Source organism: Wolbachia endosymbiont of Drosophila simulans wHa, from assembly GCF_000376605.1.
Classification (GTDB): domain Bacteria; phylum Pseudomonadota; class Alphaproteobacteria; order Rickettsiales; family Anaplasmataceae; genus Wolbachia; species Wolbachia pipientis.
In genome coordinates this window covers 770544-794949 of the sequence record NC_021089.1, presented here as the reverse complement: position 1 = coordinate 794949, position 24406 = coordinate 770544, and the positions used below count along the sequence as shown (strand labels likewise).

Sequence of the window (24406 nt, the reverse complement as noted above, 5' to 3'; positions counted from 1 at the left end):
TATACTGCTATATTGTAAACACTCTATGCACTATTTAAAACAAATATTACATCAAACCGAACAAACTTTTCTAAGGGAAGTAATAACAGATTACTACCTTGCTGATGATATCTATGAAATATGCACACGACACGGAAATGACGTCTTTCTAGTTGCAGATAAAAATACAGCAAAACTTTTAAACAAAAACGTACTTAATAAAATTCCTAACTTAATTATTCCAGCTCCACCTGTCATTCCAGCGCGTGACACTGGAATCCATAAGTTGTTTTCCTGGATTCCAGTGTCAGCTACTTGCATGACACCAAGCAGAGCTGCCTCTCTTGAAACTGTAAATCTAGTTAGAAACAAAGCAAAAGACAGTGACTTAATAGTTGCATTTGGTAGCGGCACTGTTAACGATATCTGCAAATATGCAAGCTACCTCGAGAAAAAAGATTATATATCGTTCCCAACAGCCGCTTCTATGAATGGATATACCTCTGCAAATGCTTCAATATTAGTAAATGGATATAAAAAATCGTTCAAAGCACATCTTCCAAGAGCAGTATATATAGATATAGACATACTTGCCAATGCACCACTGCGTCTCACATTAAGCGGATTTGCAGATTTCATTTGTCGTTCAACAGTTCAGGCTGACTGGCTACTATCTCATTTGTTGCTTGGCACAGAATACAATGAATTACCTTTTACACTTGTTCGCGATTTGGAGCAAATTTTGCTAAGAGAGTATACGGCGCTTACTAAAAGAAGTAGAAAAGTGGTCCTATTACTTATGGAAGTTCTACTAATTTCAGGACTTGGAATGGTAATATCAAAAGGCAGCTATTCTGCAAGCCAAGGAGAGCATATGATAGCTCACGCAATGGAAATGGTAACAAGAGATCATTCCTTACTACATGGCGAAAAAATTGCTGTTACGACGATTACCATGGCTAATTTGCAGGAAAAGATATTATCAATACAAAACCCGATTATCAAACTGACCACTTTAGATGTAGAACATATAACTCAGTGCTTTGATAATATCGAATTTGTAAGAACTTTTGAACAGAAGCAAATTATGCAGCAAAAAATCCAAGAGATTATTTGTAAAGAATGGCATAATATTTCCAGTTTAATTAAGCAAAATTTACTACCTGCAAAACACCTGCAAAAAATATTTGAAGATCTATCAATTCCACACTTACCAGAGCACCTCAGTTGGAATAAAGAACAATATTGTAAAGTGGTCGATCTTGCGTTTACAACAAGAGATAGATTCACCTTTCTTGACTTAGCTAACTGCATAGAAGAAAGTTAAGTTTTGTAGTGAAATTCTGTCATTTAAAGAGATCATAGGCCAAAAGCTAAACCCTTTTCACAATCTCTTATCCATTGTCTCCTCACCTGAGTGGATATACAACTCATTCCAAGTAACTGACACTGGGTTTCACCAGTAGCACTGCTTTGCTAAACATAGTTTAGTTCGAGTGGCTGAGGAGGGACTTGAACCCCCGACCAAGAGATTATGATCCTCCTGCTCTACCAACTGAGCTACTCAGCCTAATTAAAAACCTTATTATACACACGATCTATATGTTTCGTATAATACTTCAAATCAAACAAAGATTCAAGTTTTTCCGAGTTAATAACCTTAAGTAAGGGTTTATCTTGTTTCAATTCGGCCAGAAAATCACTGTTGTTTTGTTTCACTTTCATTGCATTGCTCTGAACAATTTTATACGCCTCTTCCCTCGCCAAACCACTATTTACTAACTCAAGCAATACACGCTGTGAGAAAACTAAACCTTTTGAAGAATTTAAGTTCTTTTCAATGTTTTCCTTATTGATCACCAATTTATCTATCAAATCTGTTAATCGCACTAAAGCAAAATCCATTGTTATACAAGCATCAGGAGCAATGCATCTTTCCACAGACGAGTGTGATATATCACGTTCGTGCCACAATGCAACATTTTCTAACGCAGGAAAAACATAACTGCGTATTAAACGTGAGAGTCCAGTCAGATTTTCACTTAAAATAGGATTACATTTGTGTGGCATAGCAGAGCTTCCCTTCTGCCCCGTGGAAAAATGCTCAGAAATTTCGCCGATTTCAGTTCTTTGCAAATGACGAATTTCAACAGCAACATTTTCTATTGAGCTTGCAATCACTCCCAAAACTGAAAAGAACATAGCATGTCTATCACGAGGAATGACTTGAGACGATATGATTTCAGGTATGAGTCCTATTTCTTTCGCTACATATTCTTCAACAAACGGATCAACATTTGCAAAATTGCCTACTGCACCTGATATTTTACAAATTGAGATCTCTTTTTGCGCGCTAATTAATCTCTGATAATTGCGTTTAAATTCAGCATAAAATCTGGCAAATTTTATTCCAAGAGTTGTTGGTTCTGCATGCATTCCGTGACTGCGTCCAACACAAACAATATCTTTATAGTCCTCAGCTTTTTTTTTCAATGCTGCAAGTAAATTTTTTAGATTCTCGAGCAAAATATCACAGGACTCTTTCAGTTGCACCGCAAGGCATGTATCCAAAACATCAGAACTTGTCATTCCATAATGAAGATAACGAACATCAACTCCCGCTTTTTTAGCAATATATGTCAGAAAAGCTATAACATCATGTTTTACAATGGATTCAATTTCGTTGATACATTCAACATCAAATTCAATAGCACCAGAGAGGTTCTCAGCAATATTATTCGGAATCACTCCTAACTTTGCTTGAGCTTCACACGCTAATTTTTCTATTTTAAGCCATATATTAAATTTATTATTTCCCTCCCAAATGGAAGACATTTCTTTTCTGCTATAGCGGGGAATCATTTTTGATTTATTCCAATAATGGTGTCATTCCAGTGCGTGACACTGGAATCCAGGTATAAAAGTATTTGCAAATTATTCAATGGACAACGGATTCTAGAAGCATAAAATAATGTCCATGATGAAATAAACTGGATCCCAGTGTCACGCACTGGGATGACATGAGGGAAGCACTGGGATGACACCAGCTTAGCCATGGCAGACATTTCTTTTCGGCTATAACAAGGGATCATCTTTGATCAGCTATCATCACCATCAGCAGCTTCTTTATTCGCATCTTGCTCTGCCTCTTGTTGCTCAGACTTCTGATTTTGCAATTTTACTTGCCTTAGCTCATTTGCATCTGTTTCGGATTTCACGACGTATATAGTAATTGGTACTACTACTTCACTATGTAATTCTACGTTTACTTGGTATTCACCCAAGTTTTTGATGGTTACTCCACCAAAAGATAAACTACGGTGGTCTATCACATGTCCTTCTTGTAGTAAAATTTTCGCAATTTCACGTGTTGTTACAGAACCAAAAATTTTACCATCCTCTGAAGCTTGCTTTATCAATACCACAAACTTATCATGTAGTGACAATGCAAGCTCTTTTGCTACATTTAATCTTTTTATATTCTCTTCTTCCAGTAATAAACGTTGCTCCTCTAGCTTTGTTAAATTTTCCTTGGTAGCTTTCACCGCTTTTCTTTGTGGAAAAAGAAAATTACGTGCATAACCTGGTTTAACTTTGACAACTTCACCAAGCTTACCTAAAGTCCTTATATTTTCCTTTAAAATTATCAACATAAATTACCTAAACTTTTTTAGTACAGTAAGGAATAAGAGCTAAAAAACGTGCCCTTATGATCGCTAAGCGTAACTTCCTTTGTTTTTTTGCACATACGCCTGTTAATCTTCTAGGTAATATCCTACCATAGTCAGAGGTAAACTTGGATAATAAATCTATATTCTTATAATCTATGTCTTCATCTTTAGACGCAGCAAGAGGGCAAACTTTAGAACGCCTAAAGCCAGTCCTATTATTTACAGATACGTAAGAATTATTAAAACTATTTCGTCTTTTCATCATTATGCGCTTTGCTCCTCAATTTGTTTATTCATCATATGAGATTTACCTTCAAAAATTTTATCAACCTGCACAGGAAAGTGGCGAATAACGTTCTCATTAAGTTTCATTCTACGCATAAATTCATCCAGAATGCTTGCAGTAGAACTTATGCACATTATACAATAATGACCGCTCTTCATTTTATTTTTGTGATATGCAAAATCCAAAAGACCCCAATGTTCATACTTGATTAATCCTGATGCTTCAATGTTTTTCAAAAGCATTTCCAACGCTTTGCTCGATTGAGTTGGACCGTTTATTCTAAAATCTTTCAAAATATCTTGAAAAATCTTTATTAGATGTTCTGAAATACTTCTCTTCAAAGCATTTACTGCGTTATGGATAAACGCACTTTTAGTACTGCCTCCTAGAAATTTTGTAAAATCTTGCGTTATTCCTAAATCTTTTAGGTCATCTTTCAACTCTTTATCGATTTTTGACTTCACTTCTTTCAAATTTGAAAGATCTTCTTCCAATTCAACCCATAAAATTTTTGTAAGATCTTCCAAGAAATCAGAGTAAGCAACTAGACCTTCTTTAATGTTTTCAGCACGCACTTCTAACTCTTGTGTTGTAAGCTTGTCATTTCCTTTTTTCAGAATATCCCTGATTTGCTGGAACATAACATCTGCTTTAATATTTTTCAATGAAACAGCTAGCTCTTGGACCATTTCCTCTACTTCTTGCTGTAATAATCCTTGTTGTGTTATAAAAGTAAATTCATAAAGATTCACTATATCTTCCTTTAATACCGATTAAACATTTCATTATATAAAGCTTTTTTATATAAGCAAGTTATTTGTGTTAATTTCTACGCCTTTAATCCAGCTTAAGTTAGATATTTCATACATAACTTGAGGAGCAATTGAGTACGCACCTGGTAATAAGATGCTCACTTTATGTTTTTCGAGAAGAAGTCTTAGCATTATTTTGGTTCTGCCTTCATCTTTCAATATTGCGTTTAATTCCATAGCGGCTTTTTGCGAATCCGTGCACTCAGTGGTGAGAACTAATTCTTTTATTGTAGAAGCGATTCTTTTTGTAAACTCAGATATATCCTTGCCTGCTAATCTTGTCGTATTTTCCGAAGCTTCAAGATCAATTATCACAAATGTTCCTGGTGAAAATAAATCTCTTTTTTCTTCTATTATTTCATTATTATAGAATGCTATTTCAGAAACGTTATGGGGATCGGAAAGTGTGAGGATAACAAACCTTCCACGCTCTGAAGTTCTCATACGTGCATTTAATATTACCCCAGCAGTTTTTGCTGTTCTATTTTCTCCGATAAACCCAATATTTAACTTTTCCAGAAGAATTCTAAATTTTTCAAGTGGATGATTAGTTAAATAAAATCCTAGTGAAAATAACTCATGCTCTAATTTTTTCTCTTCATCAAAATCTTCCACATTCTCAAGTTTCGGTTTGAGGACATCAAGGCTACCAAACAAAGCAGCTTGACTTGATTCTCTATCCTGTTTGTTTTTATTTGCAAAGTAAATCAGCGTGTCCATTGACTCATATAGCTGCTTTCTGTTCTTATGCACGCTATCGAATGCTCCGGATTTAATCAGGCTTTCTAGCGCTCTCTTATTTATTATATGACCTGAATTTTGAATGAATTCCCATATGTCCTTACAAGCGCTTGAACGTACGTTCACTATTCCTTCCGCTATAGAAAAACCAACATTCCTCAAGGCAGCAATACCATAACGTATGCGTTCGTTCTCTATTGAGAATTCAGCTTTAGATTTGTTTATATCAGGTGGAAGAACGGTAACGCCACTAAACTTTGCTGCATGATAAAATAAATTCAGTTTATCTCTATCATCAATATTCAGATTCATTAGTGCTGTAAAAAATTCTAATGGATAATTAGCTTTAAGGTAAGCCGTTTGATAAGATATAACCGCATATGCTGCAGCATGAGATTTATTGAACCCATAACCAGCAAATTTTGCAACAAGGTCAAAGATATAACTTGCTCTGTCATAATCAACGCCATTTTTTGTTGCCCCTTGGACAAAAAGTTCACGTTGTTTATCCATCTCTTCCTTGATTTTCTTACCCATGGCACGTCTCAGCAGATCTGCTTCCGCTAAGCTATACCCGGAAAGAATACGGGCTATTTCCATCACTTGTTCTTGGTAAATTATTACCCCAAATGTCTCTTTTAATACTTCCTCAAGTAACGGATGAATATAATCTGGCTTTTCAAGTCCATGTTTTCTTGCAACATAAGTTGGAATGTTATCCATAGGTCCTGGACGATAAAGGGAAATTAAAGCGATAATATCTTCAATGCAGTCCGGTTTTAATTTAATTAAAGCTTCTCTCATTCCCGAACTTTCAAGCTGAAACACTCCAATTGAATCACCGCTTGAGAGTATCTCATAGGTTTTTTGGTCATTTAAAGGAACTGAAGAAATATCAATCTTTTTTCCATCACGATTAATTAAACGACATACATGATCTATTAGCGTTAGCGTACCAAGCCCAAGAAAATCAAATTTTATTAGCCCAGCTTTCTCCACATATTTCATGCTGTATTGAGTGATTGGCAGAGCCGAATTTGGATCGTAGTACACAGGAACAAAATTTTCCAACTTTTGATCACATATTACAATTCCAGCAGCATGGGTTGAAACGTGACGATATATTCCTTCAAGCTTAAGAGATATATCAAGAAGCTTTGCAATTACCTCATCACTATCCCGCTCTTTCTGCAGGTTTTGATCAAACTCTATCGCTTGTGATAAAGTTACAGGATTTACTGGATTAAATGGAACCATTTTAGATATTTTATCCACTTGAGAGTAAGGCATTTGCAATACTCTACCAACATCACGCAATACTGCCCTTGCTTGCAATTTTCCAAAAGTGATTATTTGAGCAACATAACCGTACTTTTTCTGAACATAATCAATAACCAGGTCCCTTTTCTCTTGGCAGAAATCGATATCAAAGTCAGGCATCGATACACGATCAGGATTCAAAAATCTTTCAAATATTAGGCCAAACTTTATTGGATCAAGGTCTGTAATCTGCAAGCCCCAAGCAACAATTGATCCAGCACCAGAGCCTCTTCCTGGACCAACTGGAATGCCATTTGCTTTGCTCCAACGGATAAAGTCAGAAACTATTAGAAAATACCCGGAATAATTCATTGAAGTTATTACGCTTAGTTCGTAATTTAGCCGATCGTAGTATTGTTTAAGGTCTATGTCTGTCTCATTCGTAATGCGGAATTCTAATCCCGCAACTGCCTGCTCCCTCAGTTCTTCATTCTCAGTTTTATTTTCTCTACAAGGAAATTTAGGCAGAATAGGCTGCCTGCTTCTTGGCATGTAAGAGCACCGCTTAGCTATTACTAAAGTGTTATGAATTGCTTCAGGAATATCACTGAACAGCTCCTCCATTTCTGCCACAGATTTGAAATAATGCTCAGAGGTTAGCTTTTTCCTGTTATTTTCGAGAGCATAACTACCCTCTGATATACACGTTAATATATCATAAGCTTCATAGTCAGATCTATTTGTAAAGAATACATCATTTGTTGCAACCAGTGGTATATTGTGCTGATAAGCAAAATCTATTAAAGTTTCTTCAAGCTCTAGCTCCTTGCTCAGCCCATGACGCTGCAATTCAACATATAAATGACCATTAAATGCTGAAAGCAGTTTTTCAACCGTTTCTTTATCTTGCCCCAACAATAGTTGAGCCAAACATCCACCGGTTAAAGCGATCAGACCCGTACTTAAATTCAATAGCTCATCAAAATCAACGTAAGGAATATCGCTGTTATTCTTGCGCTTTCTAAAAGACTCACTCACCAAAGTGACTAAATTAGTGTACCCTTGCTCATTTTTTGCAAGCAATAATATAGGTAAATTTTGTTCTGAATGTTTAACTATAATATTGCATCCTATTATTAGCTGTATTCCCCTACTTGCCGCATATTCTGCAAACTCAAGTGAACCAAATAAATTACCTGAATCAGTAATTGCAACCGCTGGCATTTTATTTCGCAAACAAAGGCCGATCAGCTCCTCAATTTTAACCGAGCTTTCAAGCAGCGAATAAACACTATGAACACGTAAGTGTATGAACATAAGAAACTTTAGATCAACAAAAAAGGATAACATTAATTTACTCATGAGAACATAATTTTCATGAGAACAAAAGCCTATAAAATTCTAAAATTAAAATACAAAAACTTACTTGACACCCTTCGCCAGCGCCCTTATCATGATAGTGAAGCTATTGTATTTGCTTTCGCCAATCTGCAGATTAAAAGGTAAGGATTACTTAATGTATCGGCGTCTTATGTTCAATTTTTTTGCAGTATATAGATACTGTATGTCTTTACAAAACTTCATCTACATCTAGATTTTTATCTAAATAAGCTGAACGCGCTTATAAAGCGTTACAAGACATCAAAAAATGCCAATACTCGACAGAGATAGTAAAAGACTAGCTAACTCGGGGATTCTTTGTCTTTTTTTCTGCTTAGTAAATTTCTTAAACATTTGCAGCGTAGGTTAGTTGCAATTAAAAGCAGCTAAATCTTGCTTGTCAAGCGTTTAAAACATAAAAAACGCCAATATTTTAAAGCGGATAATAACCACGGGGCTTCTTTTGCCTTTTTTTTTATTTGGTAAATTTCTTAATGTTTATGGCTAAACGACAACCGTCATCCCGCTGCTTGTTAGCGGGATCTCTTGTTAGCGGCTGAGATACCGCGAATGAATCGCGGTATGACGGTTCGTGGCGGCGTGACGATAAGCTCGTCATCCCGCTACGTGTTAGCGGGATCTATGTTAAGGTATGACGGTTAAGTAAGGGATCTATGTTAAGGGATACCGCGAATGAATCGCGGTATGACGTAGGGATTGCATTAGCTATAATTCTTTAGTTTTCACTTTTCTTTTAACCTTGCAATGATATTTTCTTTGCCGATAAAAATTAATAGTTTAGCGAGCTCTGGTCCTGTTTCTGTTCCTGTTAAAGCTGAACGCAACTGCGTAAATAGGTTTTTTGCCTTTATATCCACTGTTTGTCGAATAGTTTTGACCCATTCTGACAACGTGTTTTCATTACAATCACCTTGGGGCAATGCATTGAACGCAATTTTTATAAGCTCCTTATCAAGAATCACAGGCTCTATATCAGATTTGCATATTTTCCACCACTTGGCCACCTCAGAAAACCTTTCTATATTGTTCCTTATAAAATACCAAAACTCTGAGGAGTCCACTCCAATTTGATTTAAACGGTCTTGCACCATTTCAAATGGCATTTGTTGCAGAACTTTGCTATTTAGCTTATATATTTCACTCAAGCTGAATTGTACAGATGCTGAGCTAAATTTTTTAATATTAAATGAATCAATCAAAGATTGCATACAGGCACAAGCTTCAATTGGATTGGATGTTCCGAGCTTCACTAAATAACTAACTAGTGCCATCGGTTCAATTTCATCTTCTTTTATAGATTTGATATCTAGCACACCGGCTCGCTTGGATATCTTGCTATCATCAAAATGTAGCAGAGAAAGGTGAGCAAATGTAGGGATTTTCGCTTTTAATGCTTTAATCATTTGGAGCTGAACTGCGGTATTAGTTACATGATCTTCCCCGCGTACAACATGGGTTACATTAAAGTCAACATCATCAATAACAGAAGGTAACATGTATGTGTAAATTCCATCTTCTCTTTTTACCACAGGGTCACTTATGCTACTGGTTGCAATATTTATTTCACCTTTAACTTCATCATTCCATTTAACAACCTCATTTCTATCCAACTTAAATCTAAAATGTGGTCTTCTTCCTTCTTGCTCATAACTAATTTTCTCTTGCTCAGTTAGAAGTAACGCGCTTCTGTCATATACAGGGGGAAGTCCTTGTTTTAACTGCAATTTTCGTTTAATGTCTAACTCTTCTCTTGTTTCATAGCATGCATAAATATGCCCTTCTTTTATTAACTGCAAAAACACCTCATTGTAACGCTCAAAGCGCTCTGATTGCTTGAAACTTGCATCCCAATTGATACCAATCCATTTCAAATCTTGTATGATATCATTTATATATTTGACATCTGAACGCTGAAGGTCAGTATCATCAAAACGGAGTAAAAATTTTCCATTTTGATTGCGTGTGTACATCCAACAAACCAAGGCAGTTCGTACGTTTCCTACGTGGAGGTAGCCAGTTGGGCTTGGAGCGAATCTTGTTAGCATTTAAACAGCAATATTGTTTACTCTAATTTATTTTAATTTTATATAAATATATGGCTAAAGCAAGTGAGATCTGCTAATACAATTGAGCGAGAGAAGAATAAGTATGGCTATAGCATTGTGGCACCTTTGATATTTGATGGATTAAGACCATATGATAAATTCAAGAAAATTCACAGCTTGACGACAAAGGCTAATGTAGCATTATATTGGTATCATGACTAACTTAGAAAAGATGAGAGAAAAACTGCAAGATCAAATAAATTATCATAATGTTTTGTATCACCAAAAAAATAAGCCAGAAATAAGTGATGCTGAATATGATGAACTGAAGAAAAAGTTAGCTGAAATAGAGCCAGAAATTTATGCAACACAAGATAGTGTTGGTGCTCCACCTGATGAGAGGTTTTCTAAGGTGGAACATCAAGAACCTATGCTTTCTCTTGAGAATGCTTATGATGAACAAGGTGTAGAGAAATTTTTGTCTAAAATAAAGAGGTTTTTAATTGAGGACAAAATAGAGATATTATGTGAGCCAAAAATTGATGGGTTGTCGTTTTCTGCAATTTATGAGGATGGAAGATTTGTTAAAGCTGCAACTCGAGGTGATGGTTTTGTAGGGGAAGATGTCACTCACAATGTTGCAACAATAAAAGGCTTTCCTAAGTTTTTGCAAGGTGTGCAAGGAAGACTAGAAGTAAGAGGTGAAATATACATCGGTAACAGCGACTTTTTAAAGTTAAATGAAAACGATGAATTTGCCAATCCTCGAAATGCAGCCGCTGGTTCTCTGAAGCAATTGGATGCAAACATTACAGCAAGTAGACCACTTAGATATTTTGCTTATTCTTTAATTGGTGGAGCAGAGAAAAGTCAAAGTGAGGTACTAAATAAGCTTGAGGCACTTGGTTTTTGCGTAAATGAGCATCAGTCCTTAACGAGTAGTTTAGATGGAATGCTGAAGTTCTATAACGAGGTCTATAACTGTCGCTATAACTTGGATTATGATATTGATGGAATAGTCTATAAAGTAAATGATTTGGTACTACAAAATCGTCTAGGGAATACTCACAAAGCACCGCGCTCAGCACTTGCATACAAGTTTTCTGCGGTTTATGCAAAAACAAAGTTAAATAAGATATTTATACAGGTGGGCAGAACAGGGGTTTTAACTCCAGTTGCAGATTTAGTGCCAGTCAATATTGGTGGGGTGCTAGTTAGTAGAGCAAGTCTGCATAACCAAGATGAGATAAAACGTAAAGACATAAGAGAGGGAGATATTGTAACAATCAAAAGAGCAGGTGATGTAATTCCCCAGATCGTTGAAGTAAGCAGAGATTCTCGTCTTCCAAATACACCTGAATTTGTGTTTCCTGAAGTATGCCCTGAATGTGGTAGTAAAGTACGTCAGGTTGAGGGAGAGGCGGCAGTAAGATGTCCTGAGGAATTTGCCTGTAAAGCTCAAATAATAGAAAAACTAAAGCATTTTGTATCGAAAGATGCATTTGACATTGTTGGCCTTGGTGATAAGCAGATAGAGTTTTTTTACGACCTTGGTCTGATAAAACAAATCCATGATATTTTTACTTTAGAAGAAAAATTGGATGAATTTAATCTGGAAGGACAGTCTGGCTGGGGCGAGAAATCTATAGCTAATTTGTTAAATTCTATACAAAGCAGAAGGGTAATAACTCTAGATAGGTTTATATTTTCTTTAGGTATTAGATTTATTGGTCAAGTTGCAGCAGAATTGCTTGCAGATTATTATGTTTCTTATAATAACTGGTATAATTCGATGATTGAACTGTCATCAGATAATACTGAGCTAGTCAGTATAGACGGCATAGGAAAAAAAGTGGCTGAATCTTTGGAATCATTTTTTTCTAAGGAACATAACATCAAAATGTTAAATGATCTTACTGCTTGTCTTCAAATTCTTCCTGTGAGCTCCAACTCTAGTAACTCTGTTTTAAATAATAAAATTATAGTGTTTACTGGTAAGCTACTTGCTATGAGTAGAGGAGAGGCAAAAGTAAGAGCCAAAACTCTGGGAGCAAAGGTCAGCTCACATCTTTCTGCTAAAACTGACTACCTAATTGCAGGAGAAAAACCAGGATCCAAATATAAAAAGGCAGTGGAATTAGGTGTAGAAATTTTAGATGAAGACCAGTGGCATAAAGTGATAAGTTTGGGAGTGTTCAAATGAAACTTGGATTGTATATTAAATCAAAGTTGCAAGACTATTTAGAGAGTAGCCAATTCTTTCCATCCAAGAATCATTTTATTGACTTGCCTCAATTTTTCAACAGAAGGCAAGTCTTCTGTGCTGAGCGGTAGGCGGACAGTTTGATGTTCTATAAGACCAATATCATGCAAAAGTGCTTTAGTAGGTATTGGGTTGCTGGCAGTAAATAACGCTTCGCAAGCCTGTTGCCAGATATCTGCCTGAGGGTTCCTGCCATTGAGGCACTTCTTAACATATTCATGTGCTACATATGGCCAAACATTGGAAGCAACGGAAACCAGGCCAGCCGCACCATAAGCGGCCATATCGGATATCATATTATCATCTCCACAAAAGACCTCAATATTTGGTGCAACTTTCTTATACTGAGCTAAAGTATCAACAGTGCTACTTGAATCTTTGATAGCCCAAAATTTTTCGTGACTAGATAAGTTGCGTACAGTTTCAGCGTGAAGATTTATTCCTGCTCTTGATGGAATATTGTAAAACATAACCGGCACATGTGCTTTCTCAAGCAGCTTTTCAAACCATAAAGTCTGCCCCATAATTCCGGGCTTTGCATAAATGGGAGTTGTCATTAGATAGCCATGAATAGGCATACCCTTGCAAAAATCAAGCCATTCAAGAGTCTGATATAGATTCACTCCTGGTACGCCAATTATAATTTTCGTATTTAATTTTAGCTTACATACGAATTCAACTAATGTACGCTTTTCAGAATCAGTAAGCGATAGGCTCTCACCTGTGCTACCCAGCAACACTACGCCATTTTCAGCTTTAACTTGCATTGTCAGTAAACGCTGCAAACTGCTATAATCTATACTATCTCCATTGCAATTAAAAGGAGTAACACAAGCAGTCCATAAAAATGTAGATTTCAATTTAAATTGTTAAAATGGTATTTCATCGTCGAGTAGTTCATCTTTTATATCGTTGTCAAAACTTTCGTGTTTATCTTTTTGTTCTGTTTCACCTTGTTTGTATTCACTTGGCTTGTAATCAGAATTTGGCGCACTATTTCGTGAATCCAAGAGAGTAAGAGCGCTATTAAAATTATATAGAACCACCTCTGTTGTGTATCTTTCACCACCGTTTTGGTCAGTCCATTTTCTAGTTCTCAAAGAACCTTCAACATAAACTTTACTGCCTTTGCGTGCAAAATCTTTGACGATTTTTACTAATCCTTCACTAAAAATTACGATATTATGCCACTCTGTCTTTTCAGAGCGCATACCGGAAAGTTTGTCAGTCCAACTTTCAGACGTGGCTATTGAAAAACTTGCCATTTCTTTTCCATTTTGTGTAGTCCTAATTTCAGGATCTTTTCCTAAATTACCAACTAGTATGACTTTGTTTATGGTACCACCAGACATAATTATGCTCTAAATAAATCCTTTTATTATCTTATGTGAAAATACTATTGTCAAATTTAATTAAAAGTGCGCTTGGAGGGATTCGAACCCACGGCCTTTGCCTCCGGAGGGCAACGCTCTATCCAACTGAGCTACAAGCGCATATATATTTAAGTTATTTAATAGATAAGCCATCCAAGTCAAATTTTTGTTTTGGATAAAGCGTAAACATAATACTCCCATATCCAAAATATACATTTTGAGAATCATTCGCATGCTTTTTTATTGCTTTTTGATCTACGGTCCATACAAAAGTTACATAATTTTCAGTGACTGAGTGCACTTTTAAATCCTTAGTATTTATAAACAGTTTTCCATTTACCCATATTTTCCATGTATCGGGAGAAAGATATAAAATTGAGTCTAAACTCACTACCTTACAGTTGAAATTATCTGATACCTCCTCTTTTACAGCTCTTGAAGATCGTAAATTGAACTTTTCCATTTCATTGACCATTCTATTAACTGGCTCTTCATCAAAAAAAATGCTTTTTACGTTACTATATTGTGACAAAACGTCAAAGTCACTTTCCACTGCTTCTCTTATTATATCGTCCCGATCTGTATAGCTTAGTTTTTGATTGTTGATAAAGAAACACTCTTTTGCACGCAAATTTGCTATATCAATAAAATCGTCGATTTCTTGATTGCCAACTTTAAGAATACTTTCAAAATATCTTTTTTCTATCATCATTCCATACTGAGAATGATGACAAACCATTTCATCATTACCTTGTTTTTCTATATATACGCATAAATTTCCACTATTTAATCCTAATATTTTATGCTCAATAAAATCTTCATTGCCAATATATTGTCGGCAAGAATACTCCTTACAAATTTCTATGCTTTCTTCACAACTGCAATATGCATTAACATTGGAAATGAGTAGCGTAAAAATAAAAAACAGCTTTATGTTCATCACCTTATCTACTTAATATAGTATACCAATCAAAGACTATATTAGCTCTCACTATCTCTATCATATTACCATTCAAAATCTGATTCATAGTTGCAGCATCAATATTTCTCTGCTTATTTAAAATAAGAGATTTGATCATAACATAACCGGGCAGATTTGGAATAGACTGTAGAAATAAAAAAATATGCTTATCGCTGATTGAGCTTAAATTTAGGACCACTTCACTTTTTATTACTTTTGTGCGTTCACTTTTGTTGTGGAGCTCAACTTCTTCGGGTATAGAAATTGATATTTCAGGTTCTAATATATAGTGCTTTTTATATAACTTGCTAAGCTCGAAATTTAAATTTGCAATGTATCTGCTACTATGTAAATTTGAAGAAGAAATTTTTTTCCATAAATCTAGGTTTTTATTTAGAACAACTTCCTTTTTTTGAATTCCAGTAATCTGTAAATTAATAGAACGTATTTTATCAATCGCAATTTGGTTTTTATTATAAATCTTTTCGTTATAGATAACAACATATGTTAATAACCCTATTAATCCAACAGATAATAACAAATACGATATAAACTGAATTGTAGCTTTTCTTTTTAATTGAGAGATAGTCATTAATCTACATTGCCTCTCCTATTTCAACATCAATAGATAGATTTTGCTCTTTAGCAGCAGGTAAGCTAGAAATATTAATGTCATAGGTACGAAAATTATCGTTTAAATTTTTTCGTAGTTTCTCGTATTGATGAGAAATATTTTTACCGGATTGAAAATTAAACTTTAAAGTTGTGGTAATATAACTTTTTGCCTCATTATAATTCCATTCAAATGATCGAAGCTCTATACCTGGTATTTTTAACTTTTCTACATACTTAACTTGTGTAAGAGGAGAGTATTCTATTTTTGATAAAATATTATTGATATTAATAAAATCATAAATTTCATCTATTTTTTTTACATTATAGCTTTGGCTAAGTTTTGTTAATTGGTTATTTAAGGTGTTCTGCTTTGCTGATAAATTATCAGCGACATTGAAATTTGAATACAAATTTAGCAAACAAAGGGTGTTTGTTATAACTAAAACCAGGGCGAAGTATAGAAAAATTCGAGGAGAGTTTAAATAAAGGTAATTGAATAGATAAAATTCTTTAGTTTCCTTTGTATTAAAAATAGCTGCTAATTTATTCTTAAAGCTATGAAACAAAATTATGGTATCGCAAAAGTTATCTTTTTCACTTATAGCTAGTTCTGCTCCTAATAGTTTGCCTAACTCATATGGAGTTAATATGTTCACACTGTTCTCTGAAAAATTTATGACTGATAAACTAGCTTTGATATCTTCTGACACTATGATACAAAGGTCGATAGGGTTATTTTTTTCAAACCCAAACTTAGTTAAGGATCGAATAGTATCTTGCACTTCCTGATATATTCCACCAGCGATAATTCCTGGTAAATTATCATTAGTAAATGATGTTAAGCGCGTAAATACCATTTTATTCTCTTTAAGAACCACTTGTCTATAGCCTCCCGTTTTAGTTGCAGCAACTATAATTTTCCAATTATTAGGATCTTTATGTAGAATCTTTTTTGTTATATTACTTATTTCTATAGGAAACATTAATATTCCCTTAAAGTTGGAGCCTATCTCAATAAACACATTCAACCAATATTCTACTAAATGCTTTGCTTTTGATGAAACAAGAAGATAGCACCAGTTTTGATTGAATTTGTTTGGCTTCTCAACCAAAAAAACTGAACTTATGTCATTATTACGAGAAAAATGCTCCATCTTTGTTTTTGCTGATAGATAGGCACTAATCTTGTTTGCCCTTGTAATAAACTGTAGCGAGTAATTTTGATCTGCATGATTAAGCACCAGGTATAAAGGTGCTTTTTTATCTGACGAAAGACATGAAATTAAATCGGAAACTGCTTTATCGTTTTTGCCCTTAACAAAATACCTTTTATTTAAAGTATTATTTTTAAAATATAGTAACATTATGCCTTCTTCTCCAATAGAAAGCATAAACTTACTTTTGGATTTTGAACTAAACATATTAACAAAGCATATACTTATCTAGAATTAAAAAGGCAATTTATTGAAATTCATTAAACGTTAGAGGGAAATATTGTTATAAATTTTCGCAGCAACATTATTTATATTATAATTTTTTTATAAAATTACCACTAATATTAAGTTATTTAGATAACAAATTAAGAAAATTCATTAAGACGAATTTGTTGTTTTTCAAATTGTAGGTAAACCTAAGCCACTTTGGCTATATCTGCCGATTGACTTTAATTAATAAGAGTTATTAATCTATTTACTATTCTTGTAATATTATTTCTAATGGTAAAGAAATATATATTTTTCTGGAACAGTTGTTATTTCAGATACAGAATTTATTGTAAGTATAGCTCTTTTTACAATAATCCGAACAGAACGTAATATGCTACTGGCCTGCTATAGCCATAAACACATATCTTATCGCATTCGGACTATTATAAGAAAGGCTATAAACTAACCATTTGCTGAAGAGCGCTCATCTTCTGTGGTACTTGATGATGGAGCAACTAATTTGCTCAAAATCTCATCTTTTGGTCCCATAGCGTAAATGACACCATCTGACATGAGGATCACCTTATCAACTACGGACAATAACGGTAGCTTGTGAGTGATGATAACAGTAGTAGTATTTTGTTTTCTTGCAATGCCAATTGCATTAATTAAGCATGCCTCTCCATTGCTATCTAAGTTAGCGTTTGGTTCATCAAGTACTAAAAGTTTTGTGTGACCATAAAAAGCTCTGGCAAGTCCAAGAAGCTGTTTTTGGCCGCCAGAGAGCGTTACTCCTCCAGGACCTCCTATTGTTGTATCATATCCATTTGGTAAGCTTAGTATTAGTTCATGTATTCCTGCAATTTTTGCTGCTTTGATTATTTCTTCAGGATTTGGATCTGGCCTCATGCGAGCAATATTAGCTTTGACACTAGTGTTAAATAACTCAATATCCTGAGGTAAGTAGCCAACATAATTACCAAAATTTTCTCGATTCCAAGTATATACATCAGCGCCATCTAGTCTGACTACACCAGATATTGGCTTCCATACACCAACAGTTAATTTTGCGATAGTGGATTTACCAGAAGCACTTGCACCAATAACACCAACTACATCTCCAGGATCTATAATGAATGATATTCCTTTTACTGTCGGCTTATTGCTTCCATAAGGAGTAAAAAATACTCTATCAAATTCCAATTTTCCTTCAGGTTCTGGTAGAGCCATCGTTTGCTCTCTTTTTGGCGATGTTAATATAAGTCTTTGTAGCCTTCCATATGACATTCTAGCCTGATTTAAAAACTTCCAAGTATGAACCGCAGCATCAAATGGTGCTAATACTCTACCCATTAAAATTGAAGCAGCGATGATGCTACCGGCAGTCTTATGAGCTGTGATTGCAAGTAATGCACCTGTTCCAATCACTGATATTTGCAGAGTTGAGCGCAAAAATTTAGTGATTCCAGTAATTACATTAGAGCGATTTTGTGCTTTAATTTGCATTGCTCGGTTCTGATCATTTCGTTTACACCAATCAGAGACTATGAATTCTGACATGCCCATAGCTTCAACCACTTCTGCATTTCTTGTTGCAACATCTATAGCATTGATATTCCGTATAGTTTCTTCGTTGGTTTCTTGTAATATTCGTTTAGTGGCAAGTTCATTCCATATTGCCATAGAGACTAATATAATAATTCCAGTAATAGCTATAAACCCCGTGGAGGTATGTATCATGAAAATCACAACAAGGTAAATTAACGACCATGGAGTATCAAACAGTGAGAATATACCATTTCCTGTAATGAAATTTTTTATCACTCCGAGATCTCGTATTGCTTCACCACTTGAAGTTGAGCTCTGCACTGACGTTAGCCTGATTGACCTTACTATCAGATCTGGTGTTGCAGTTTTATCGATCCAATCACCTATTTTTGCCATGGCTAAATATCGACAAGTTTCAAGCATTGCAGAACATGCAAATGCAGATAAAGTGATAATTGTCAGCATAGTTAGTGTTGATACACTTTCGCTCGATATCACCCGATCAAGCACTTGAGAGGTATAAAGTGGTAGGAATAACATTAATAAATTGATTCCCGCACTAAACCAAAAGATAAACCAAAATGCACTTTTGCATTTTTCTAGGCAAACATATAGAGTACTTTGCTTCAATTCTTTTTTTATTGATGGCGTAATTTCCACAATCTTCCTCTTAATTTGATTACATGCACCATATACAATTTTTATTACAAAAATATTAATAACGGTAGTTAGCTTACTTTAAGTGAGTAAAATATTAATATATGTGAATAGGAAATATAAACAATGGTAAAAAGAAGTATAGTTAATATTTCCTTCATTGCCTATAGCGAAGCTACGTCATACCGCGATTCATTCCATAGCTGTACGAACATTCATTTTTGAAGGTAAACTGCACAGCAAATGGTGTCATGAAAGTAGCTGACACTGGGATGGCTTTGTTGCATCGCTACTTATGAAAGGCTAACTATAATTAGGATTATAAGCAACTTATTGAAAATCTTGTTTTTTTGCAATCAATCTAATCAAATTTAAGAATAGTAATTTGTTATTTATATTAATAAATTTAATTCTATTGAAAATAGCTAAAGCATTGAAATTCTTGAATTTTAGCCGGATTAGTGAGTGGTAGTGAAATTTCTTTTACTCAAATTTAGGTATTCACTGACCGTTCTTGTTATAAATACCAGAATAATAAGCTACTGATATTCTCCACCTTTTTTATCTTTAATCCATCATAGCTAGCGATGCAACAAAGCCCACCGATTCATTCTACTGCAACGCAGAAAATTCGTACAATTGTGCATAATATGGGGCTTCTGGCTACATTTTTCTATTGAACTCACCTTTTCTCTATGTGACAGATTTCGTATTAAATTTTAAATTTAATGCGCCTAGATATACAAGCATTCCTAGCAAAACCATAGGTATAGAAAGCAACTGCCCCATAGTTAAATCAAGCCACAAATAGCCAATTTGATAGTCTGGTTCGCGAAAAAACTCAACGAAAAAACGTGCTATTCCATACCACATAACTGCAATACCAGTTAACGCACCGTGATACAGTCTTATTCTAGTTAAGAAAAACAGTGAATTTGCAACTGCAAAAAGTAGCAGTCCTTCAAAAAGTGCCTCATAAAGCTGGCTTGGATGATGCAGCAAATTATCACCACTCTCTGGAAATACCATACCCCATGGCATAGTTGTAACTCTGCCAAATAACTCTCCGTTTATAAAATTGCCTATGCGACCTAAAAATAAACCTATGGGAACTCCGCAAGAAACTAGGTCCAGTGCATAAAATATAGGAATGTTATGTCTTCTGCAGGAGATTATTACTGCAAGCAAAACTCCTATAGCACCGCCATGAAATGACATCCCTCCTTCCCAGGTCTTCAATATCTCGATAGGGTTGCTTATATAAAGAACTGGATCATATATCAATACGTAGCCAAGTCTACCTCCAAGGATAATACCTATAATAGTGGCTGTTAATAACGAATCGTAAAAATTCTTAGTAAATATTTTTTGGTCATCTAGCCTATGTAAATACCAATATGCAAACACTATACCCAAAACGTAGGCTAAGGAATACCAATATATAGAAACAGGACCGATGCTGAAAATTACTGGATTTAAAGACATATTTTGCTATAAATTATTTTTAGACAATCTACTTTTTTCACGATCCCACTCTCTCTGTTTTATGGTTGCTCTCTTATCGTAGAGTTTTTTTCCTTTTACAATGGCAATTTTAGTTTTTGCAAATCCTTTATCGTTAAAATAGACCGAAAGCGGCACAACAGTTATCCCAGCAGTCTTGATTTGACCAATTAGTTTATTTATCTCCTTTTTATGCAAGAGTAATTTACGTTCCCTTTTTGGTTTATGATTTTTGCGGTTCGCAGCTTTATATTCTGCAATATGCATATTGTGCAGCCATACTTCGCTATTCTTTTCAACAACGTAGGCGTCGGAAATATTTACTTTTCTTTCTCTTAGCGATTTAACTTCACTGCTTAATAAGACCATACCCGCTTCAAATTCTTCTAAGATGAAATATTCAAACCTTGCTTTCCTATTTTCTGCAATAACTTCCATATCTAAAGATATCTTTAAGCTTCAATATATTACAGAGTTTTTGACTTAATTCATAATAAAACAGTTATCCCAATAAATATAAGGTGCCAGGCTAGTCTGATAGCAACAGGATAACAAAAATCAAGTAAGTGCTTTTTCTGTCTCTCTAGGCACAAGTTCCTTTACTTCTTTCATTTCAGTTTTAGGCTTTGACATTATATATTGACCAGCACCAACTATGAGCGCAGATCCTGCAGCTAGTCCAATTATTGCTGGTACAGATAGGGCAGTAGCAAATGCAAGTGCAACACCAACTATCACTGCAGTTACAAAACACACAATAATACCTTTTACAATTGCATTTTTTGCAGATTGTTCTTTTTCTTTCACAATTGCATTTTTTCCAATTTGTTTTTCTTCCTTTTTCTCTGGAAGCTGCATTACATCTTTATTTTCAGTAAGATCCTTTGGCGTTTTTTTATTCTCATTTTTTAACGTTTGCTTTTTTTCCGCTTCCTCTAAAAGCTGAATTATACCTTGATATTTAGTAAGGTCTCTTGGCGTTTTTCCATCAACATCTTTTAATGAAGGGTCTGCTTCAGTGTGTAGCAGAACTTCCACCACTTTTATTTTGCCATTTTCAGCAGCAAGATGTAAAGGAGTACGTCTATCACCATTGTTTGCATTAACCTCTGCTCCTTTTGCGATTAGAGTTTTTAGTACATCTTCGTGGCCATTTTTAGCAGCAAGATGTAAAGGAGTACGTCTATCACCATTTTTTGCATTAACCTTTGCTCCTTTTGCGATTAGAGTTTTTACTATATCTTCGTGGCCATTTTCAGCAGCAACATGCAAAGGAGTCCATCTATCAGCATCCTTTATATTAACATCTGCTTTCTCAACTAGAATTTTTACTACCTCTATGTGGTTATTTTCAGCAGCAAGATGTAAAGCAGTACATCTATCATCATTTTCTGCATTAACCTTTGCTCCTTTTTTGATTAGAGTTTTTACTATATCTTCGTGGCCCTCTCTGGCTGCAAGATGTAAAGGAGTCTCGTCCACAATACCTTCTGCATTAACATCTGCTTTCTCAACTAGAATTTTTACTACCTCTATGTGGTTATTTTCAGCAGCAAGATGTAAAGCAGTACATCTATCATCATTTTCTGCATTAACCTTTGCTCCTTTTGCGATTAGAATGTCTACTACATCTTTATGGCCCTCTCTGGCTGCAAGATGTAAAGGAGTACATCCATCATCATCTTTTGCATTAACGTTTACTCCTTTATTTAATAGGTTTTTCACCTCCTCCTCATTATTATGTTTAACAGCTGAATGCAAAGCTTTGATGTTCTCTTGTGCCTTTAATAGAGCTCCTTTTACCACTTCATGGCCTTTTTGAGAAGCAAATGTTAAAGGAGTCCATTTATAATGGTCTTTCGCATTAACATCTGCTCCTTTTTCAATTAGAGTTTCTACTATATCTTTGCGGCCATTTGCAGCAGCAAGATGTAAAGAAGTCCACCCATCACTATTTTTTGCATCAACGTTGATTCCTTCTGCTTTTGATAGAACTTGTACTATCTCTTTGTGGCCATTTGTAATAGCAAGATGTAAAGGAGCCCATCCTTTATCATTTTCTGCATTAACATTTGCTCCTTTTCCAATTAGAGTGTTTACTACATTTTTGTGGTTCTTTTCAACAGCAAAATGTAAAGAAGTCCATCCATCACCATTTTTTGCATCAACAATTGCTCCTTTTCCAGTTAGAATGGTTACTACATCTTCGTGGCCATAGTGAGCAGCAATATGTAAAGGAGTAATTTTATTATCATGTTCTGCATTAATATCTGCCCCGTTTTCAATCAGAGCTTTTGCTACATTTGCATAGTTCCAATAAGAAGCAAGATGTAACAATTTGACTTTCTTAGAATTTTGACCACAAGATATAGTAAATATGTAATTTATGCCAGATCCACTATCGTTGTCAGGTTTACTCTTTTCCCACTCTTGACATAAATCTGGATCTTCTTCTTGTAACTTAGCTTTTATTTTTTCAACTATATTGTCCTTGCTCAAATCTGAAAGGTCATTTATTTTGTTTAATATTTCCATAAATTTGCCATATTTCATAACTTCCTCACTTAAAATACATAACTTAGTTGTTATATCTTTTAACATAGAAGTCAAGAACCTAAATATTCGTTATTATCTTTCCTTAAAGAGTCATTTAAGTTATATTACAGACTATGAAAAACCTCAACTTTAGGAAGGAAATCAAGTTTTTTTCTCTGTCATTTATAATTTTATTTGTTCTATGGACTGTATTGTCTGGTTATTTTGAGCCGTTTTTTATTTTTTGTGGAGTGTTTTCCTCTATATTCACATCGTTTATCTTTAGAAGGTTGATAAACGCTGAAAGAGCTCTTAGCCAGATTTTAAATAGTACGAGTAGACTGTCGTTTTATAAGTTAGTAAGTTATATACCATGGTTAATGTACCAAATCATTTTATCAAGTGTTTATGTAACAAAAAAGGTGCTACAACTCAAATCTAAGCTTGAGCCAATCATTATTCTAAGAAAATGCAAAGGGCATAATGATGAAAGCATTGCGTTATTTGCCAATTCAGTCACAATCACTCCCGGAACTTTAACTATCAATGTTGAAAGTAAGCAGAAAACATATTTCTCTACCATGTATTTGATAGATAAAGATCTTGAAAGCGGCATTTCTGAAATAGAAAATAAAATCTTAAAAATACTACGTTCAGTTAAGTAATTGCTTTAAATAAGTTAACAGCATCCTTATATTCCCTTACAAGACTTTCAAGCATTTCTTTTGGAAGGCTATTGTTAACAATAGAACATAAATAATTATACAAATCTTCTAACCTTAATATGTTATTTCTCTTCTTGCTGTTGAATTTATACGGAAAAATACCTTCCATAACTTCAATAGTAGTAGCCTTGTTTAAAAATACATTTTCACTTGTCACGCTTATTCTTGCTAAAACAGTGTTAATTTCAGGTTCGTCACTCGTATAAAAATCTGATAGCTGAGTTATTCTAATAACGTACAAAGTTACTATTTTTGACAAGCAATTATCAGCATATTCACAATTTTTTATTACCTCCCACTGAGTAACCTGAGATTTACCTATTTTTGCATTGTTCGGTAATTTACTCATTGAACTTTCTCCATTTAATCCAGTGTAATAAATTATACTAATACTTTGTTAAATAAATAATAACGCGATTACAAAAATATATACTTATAGTAGTATATTATACAAAAATAGCACAATATCTAAGCATTAAAGCTAGTTTAAGCTGGGTACATGGGGCTATTCGTTATTTTGTGTTGTCCAGTGAGGTTCAAAATTAGAGGTCCACTTATATAAAGAGTTTAGTCTGCCTTCTTTGCTATAAAATAAGTTTTCCTTTTG

The 24406-nt window shown here is 34.6% G+C and carries 19 protein-coding genes and 2 tRNA genes; 3 read left to right on the top strand and 18 right to left on the bottom strand.

Features of this window, described 5'->3' with window-relative positions; all coding sequences use genetic code 11:
- Positions 1-25: 25 nt before the first annotated feature.
- Positions 26-1306: an iron-containing alcohol dehydrogenase gene (locus WHA_RS03575; RefSeq protein WP_015589203.1), complete on the top strand. Its 1281-nt coding sequence runs from the start codon at positions 26-28 to the stop codon at positions 1304-1306.
- A 170-nt stretch (positions 1307-1476) separates the two neighbouring features.
- Here WHA_RS03575 and WHA_RS03570 read toward each other — a convergent pair.
- The 7 genes from WHA_RS03570 to gltX all read right to left on the bottom strand — a co-directional run bounded on the left by WHA_RS03570 (position 1477) and on the right by gltX (position 10195).
- A tRNA-Met gene (locus WHA_RS03570) sits at positions 1477-1549 on the bottom strand.
- Positions 1549-2841, bottom strand: coding sequence for an adenylosuccinate lyase (gene purB, locus WHA_RS03565; RefSeq protein WP_015589202.1), 1293 nt, complete (start codon positions 2839-2841; stop codon positions 1549-1551). The genes WHA_RS03570 and purB overlap by 1 nt, the downstream gene beginning before the upstream one ends.
- Positions 2842-3077: 236 nt before the next feature.
- Positions 3078-3632 carry a 50S ribosomal protein L9 gene (gene rplI, locus WHA_RS03560; RefSeq protein WP_015589201.1) on the bottom strand — a complete coding sequence of 185 codons (555 nt, stop codon included), beginning with the start codon at positions 3630-3632 and terminating at the stop codon, positions 3078-3080.
- 7 nt (positions 3633-3639) lie between these two features.
- Complete coding sequence (rpsR, locus tag WHA_RS03555) at positions 3640-3915, bottom strand: 30S ribosomal protein S18 (RefSeq protein WP_007548890.1); 276 nt, start codon at positions 3913-3915, stop codon at positions 3640-3642.
- Positions 3915-4688: a 30S ribosomal protein S6 gene (locus tag WHA_RS03550; protein ID WP_015589200.1), complete on the bottom strand. Its 774-nt coding sequence runs from the start codon at positions 4686-4688 to the stop codon at positions 3915-3917. The genes rpsR and WHA_RS03550 overlap by 1 nt, the downstream gene beginning before the upstream one ends.
- Positions 4689-4736: 48 nt before the next feature.
- Positions 4737-8066, bottom strand: coding sequence for a DNA polymerase III subunit alpha (gene dnaE / locus WHA_RS03545; protein WP_015589199.1), 3330 nt, complete (start codon positions 8064-8066; stop codon positions 4737-4739).
- 806 nt (positions 8067-8872) lie between these two features.
- Positions 8873-10195 (bottom strand): glutamate--tRNA ligase, encoded by a 1323-nt coding sequence (gene gltX, locus WHA_RS03540; RefSeq protein WP_015589198.1) that lies wholly within the window; start codon positions 10193-10195, stop codon positions 8873-8875.
- Positions 10196-10409: 214 nt separating this feature from the next.
- Here gltX and ligA point away from each other — a divergent pair, with 214 nt between their 5' ends.
- A complete protein-coding gene (gene ligA, locus WHA_RS03535) occupies positions 10410-12398 on the top strand; it encodes an NAD-dependent DNA ligase LigA (RefSeq protein WP_015589197.1) in 1989 nt (662 codons plus the stop codon).
- 38 nt (positions 12399-12436) lie between these two features.
- On the opposite strand, the gene dapA is transcribed toward ligA, so the two are convergent.
- From dapA to WHA_RS03485, 10 genes are all read right to left on the bottom strand, one after another.
- Positions 12437-13318 carry a 4-hydroxy-tetrahydrodipicolinate synthase gene (dapA, locus tag WHA_RS03530; protein WP_015589196.1) on the bottom strand — a complete coding sequence of 294 codons (882 nt, stop codon included), beginning with the start codon at positions 13316-13318 and terminating at the stop codon, positions 12437-12439.
- Between the two features lie 9 nt (positions 13319-13327).
- Entirely contained in the window at positions 13328-13810 is a 483-nt protein-coding gene (ssb, locus tag WHA_RS03525) for a single-stranded DNA-binding protein (protein ID WP_010082448.1), read from the bottom strand.
- A 67-nt stretch (positions 13811-13877) separates the two neighbouring features.
- Positions 13878-13951 (bottom strand) — tRNA-Arg (locus WHA_RS03520).
- A 13-nt stretch (positions 13952-13964) separates the two neighbouring features.
- Positions 13965-14771, bottom strand: a complete 807-nt coding sequence (locus tag WHA_RS03515; protein ID WP_015589195.1) for a hypothetical protein — start codon at positions 14769-14771, stop codon at positions 13965-13967.
- Between the two features lie 4 nt (positions 14772-14775).
- On the bottom strand, positions 14776-15384 hold the full coding sequence (locus WHA_RS03510; RefSeq protein ID WP_015589194.1) for a hypothetical protein: 609 nt from the start codon (positions 15382-15384) through the stop codon (positions 14776-14778).
- 4 nt (positions 15385-15388) lie between these two features.
- A complete protein-coding gene (locus WHA_RS03505; RefSeq protein WP_015589193.1) occupies positions 15389-16828 on the bottom strand; it encodes a hypothetical protein in 1440 nt (479 codons plus the stop codon).
- Positions 16829-17293: 465 nt separating this feature from the next.
- Positions 17294-19039: a type I secretion system permease/ATPase gene (locus WHA_RS03500; protein ID WP_015589192.1), complete on the bottom strand. Its 1746-nt coding sequence runs from the start codon at positions 19037-19039 to the stop codon at positions 17294-17296.
- Between the two features lie 690 nt (positions 19040-19729).
- Complete coding sequence (lgt, locus tag WHA_RS03495) at positions 19730-20521, bottom strand: prolipoprotein diacylglyceryl transferase (RefSeq protein WP_015589191.1); 792 nt, start codon at positions 20519-20521, stop codon at positions 19730-19732.
- A 6-nt stretch (positions 20522-20527) separates the two neighbouring features.
- Positions 20528-20977, bottom strand: a complete 450-nt coding sequence (gene smpB, locus WHA_RS03490) for an SsrA-binding protein SmpB (protein WP_007548863.1) — start codon at positions 20975-20977, stop codon at positions 20528-20530.
- 120 nt (positions 20978-21097) lie between these two features.
- Positions 21098-23140 (bottom strand): ankyrin repeat domain-containing protein, encoded by a 2043-nt coding sequence (locus WHA_RS03485; RefSeq protein ID WP_015589190.1) that lies wholly within the window; start codon positions 23138-23140, stop codon positions 21098-21100.
- A gap of 68 nt (positions 23141-23208) precedes the next feature.
- On the opposite strand from WHA_RS03485, the gene WHA_RS03480 reads away from it, so the two are divergent.
- Positions 23209-23739: a Na+/H+ antiporter subunit E gene (locus WHA_RS03480; protein ID WP_010962821.1), complete on the top strand. Its 531-nt coding sequence runs from the start codon at positions 23209-23211 to the stop codon at positions 23737-23739.
- On the opposite strand, the gene WHA_RS03475 is transcribed toward WHA_RS03480, so the two are convergent.
- On the bottom strand, positions 23732-24148 hold the full coding sequence (locus tag WHA_RS03475; RefSeq protein ID WP_006279382.1) for a hypothetical protein: 417 nt from the start codon (positions 24146-24148) through the stop codon (positions 23732-23734). The two genes, WHA_RS03480 and WHA_RS03475, sit on opposite strands and share 8 nt — an antisense overlap.
- Between the last annotated feature and the right edge of the window lie 258 nt (positions 24149-24406).

Coding starts and splice junctions, on each gene's coding strand:
- WHA_RS03575 (WP_015589203.1), top strand. CDS start 26: ATGCACTATTTAAAACAAATATTACATCAAACCGAACAAACTTTTCTA.
- purB (WP_015589202.1), bottom strand. CDS start 2,841: ATGATTCCCCGCTATAGCAGAAAAGAAATGTCTTCCATTTGGGAGGGA.
- rplI (WP_015589201.1), bottom strand. CDS start 3,632: ATGTTGATAATTTTAAAGGAAAATATAAGGACTTTAGGTAAGCTTGGT.
- rpsR (WP_007548890.1), bottom strand. CDS start 3,915: ATGATGAAAAGACGAAATAGTTTTAATAATTCTTACGTATCTGTAAAT.
- dnaE (WP_015589199.1), bottom strand. CDS start 8,066: ATGTTCATACACTTACGTGTTCATAGTGTTTATTCGCTGCTTGAAAGC.
- gltX (WP_015589198.1), bottom strand. CDS start 10,195: ATGCTAACAAGATTCGCTCCAAGCCCAACTGGCTACCTCCACGTAGGA.
- ligA (WP_015589197.1), top strand. CDS start 10,410: ATGACTAACTTAGAAAAGATGAGAGAAAAACTGCAAGATCAAATAAAT.
- ssb (WP_010082448.1), bottom strand. CDS start 13,810: ATGTCTGGTGGTACCATAAACAAAGTCATACTAGTTGGTAATTTAGGA.
- WHA_RS03515 (WP_015589195.1), bottom strand. CDS start 14,771: ATGAACATAAAGCTGTTTTTTATTTTTACGCTACTCATTTCCAATGTT.
- WHA_RS03510 (WP_015589194.1), bottom strand. CDS start 15,384: ATGACTATCTCTCAATTAAAAAGAAAAGCTACAATTCAGTTTATATCG.
- WHA_RS03505 (WP_015589193.1), bottom strand. CDS start 16,828: ATGTTTAGTTCAAAATCCAAAAGTAAGTTTATGCTTTCTATTGGAGAA.
- lgt (WP_015589191.1), bottom strand. CDS start 20,521: ATGTCTTTAAATCCAGTAATTTTCAGCATCGGTCCTGTTTCTATATAT.
- smpB (WP_007548863.1), bottom strand. CDS start 20,977: ATGGAAGTTATTGCAGAAAATAGGAAAGCAAGGTTTGAATATTTCATC.
- WHA_RS03485 (WP_015589190.1), bottom strand. CDS start 23,140: ATGTTAAAAGATATAACAACTAAGTTATGTATTTTAAGTGAGGAAGTT.
- WHA_RS03480 (WP_010962821.1), top strand. CDS start 23,209: ATGAAAAACCTCAACTTTAGGAAGGAAATCAAGTTTTTTTCTCTGTCA.
- WHA_RS03475 (WP_006279382.1), bottom strand. CDS start 24,148: ATGAGTAAATTACCGAACAATGCAAAAATAGGTAAATCTCAGGTTACT.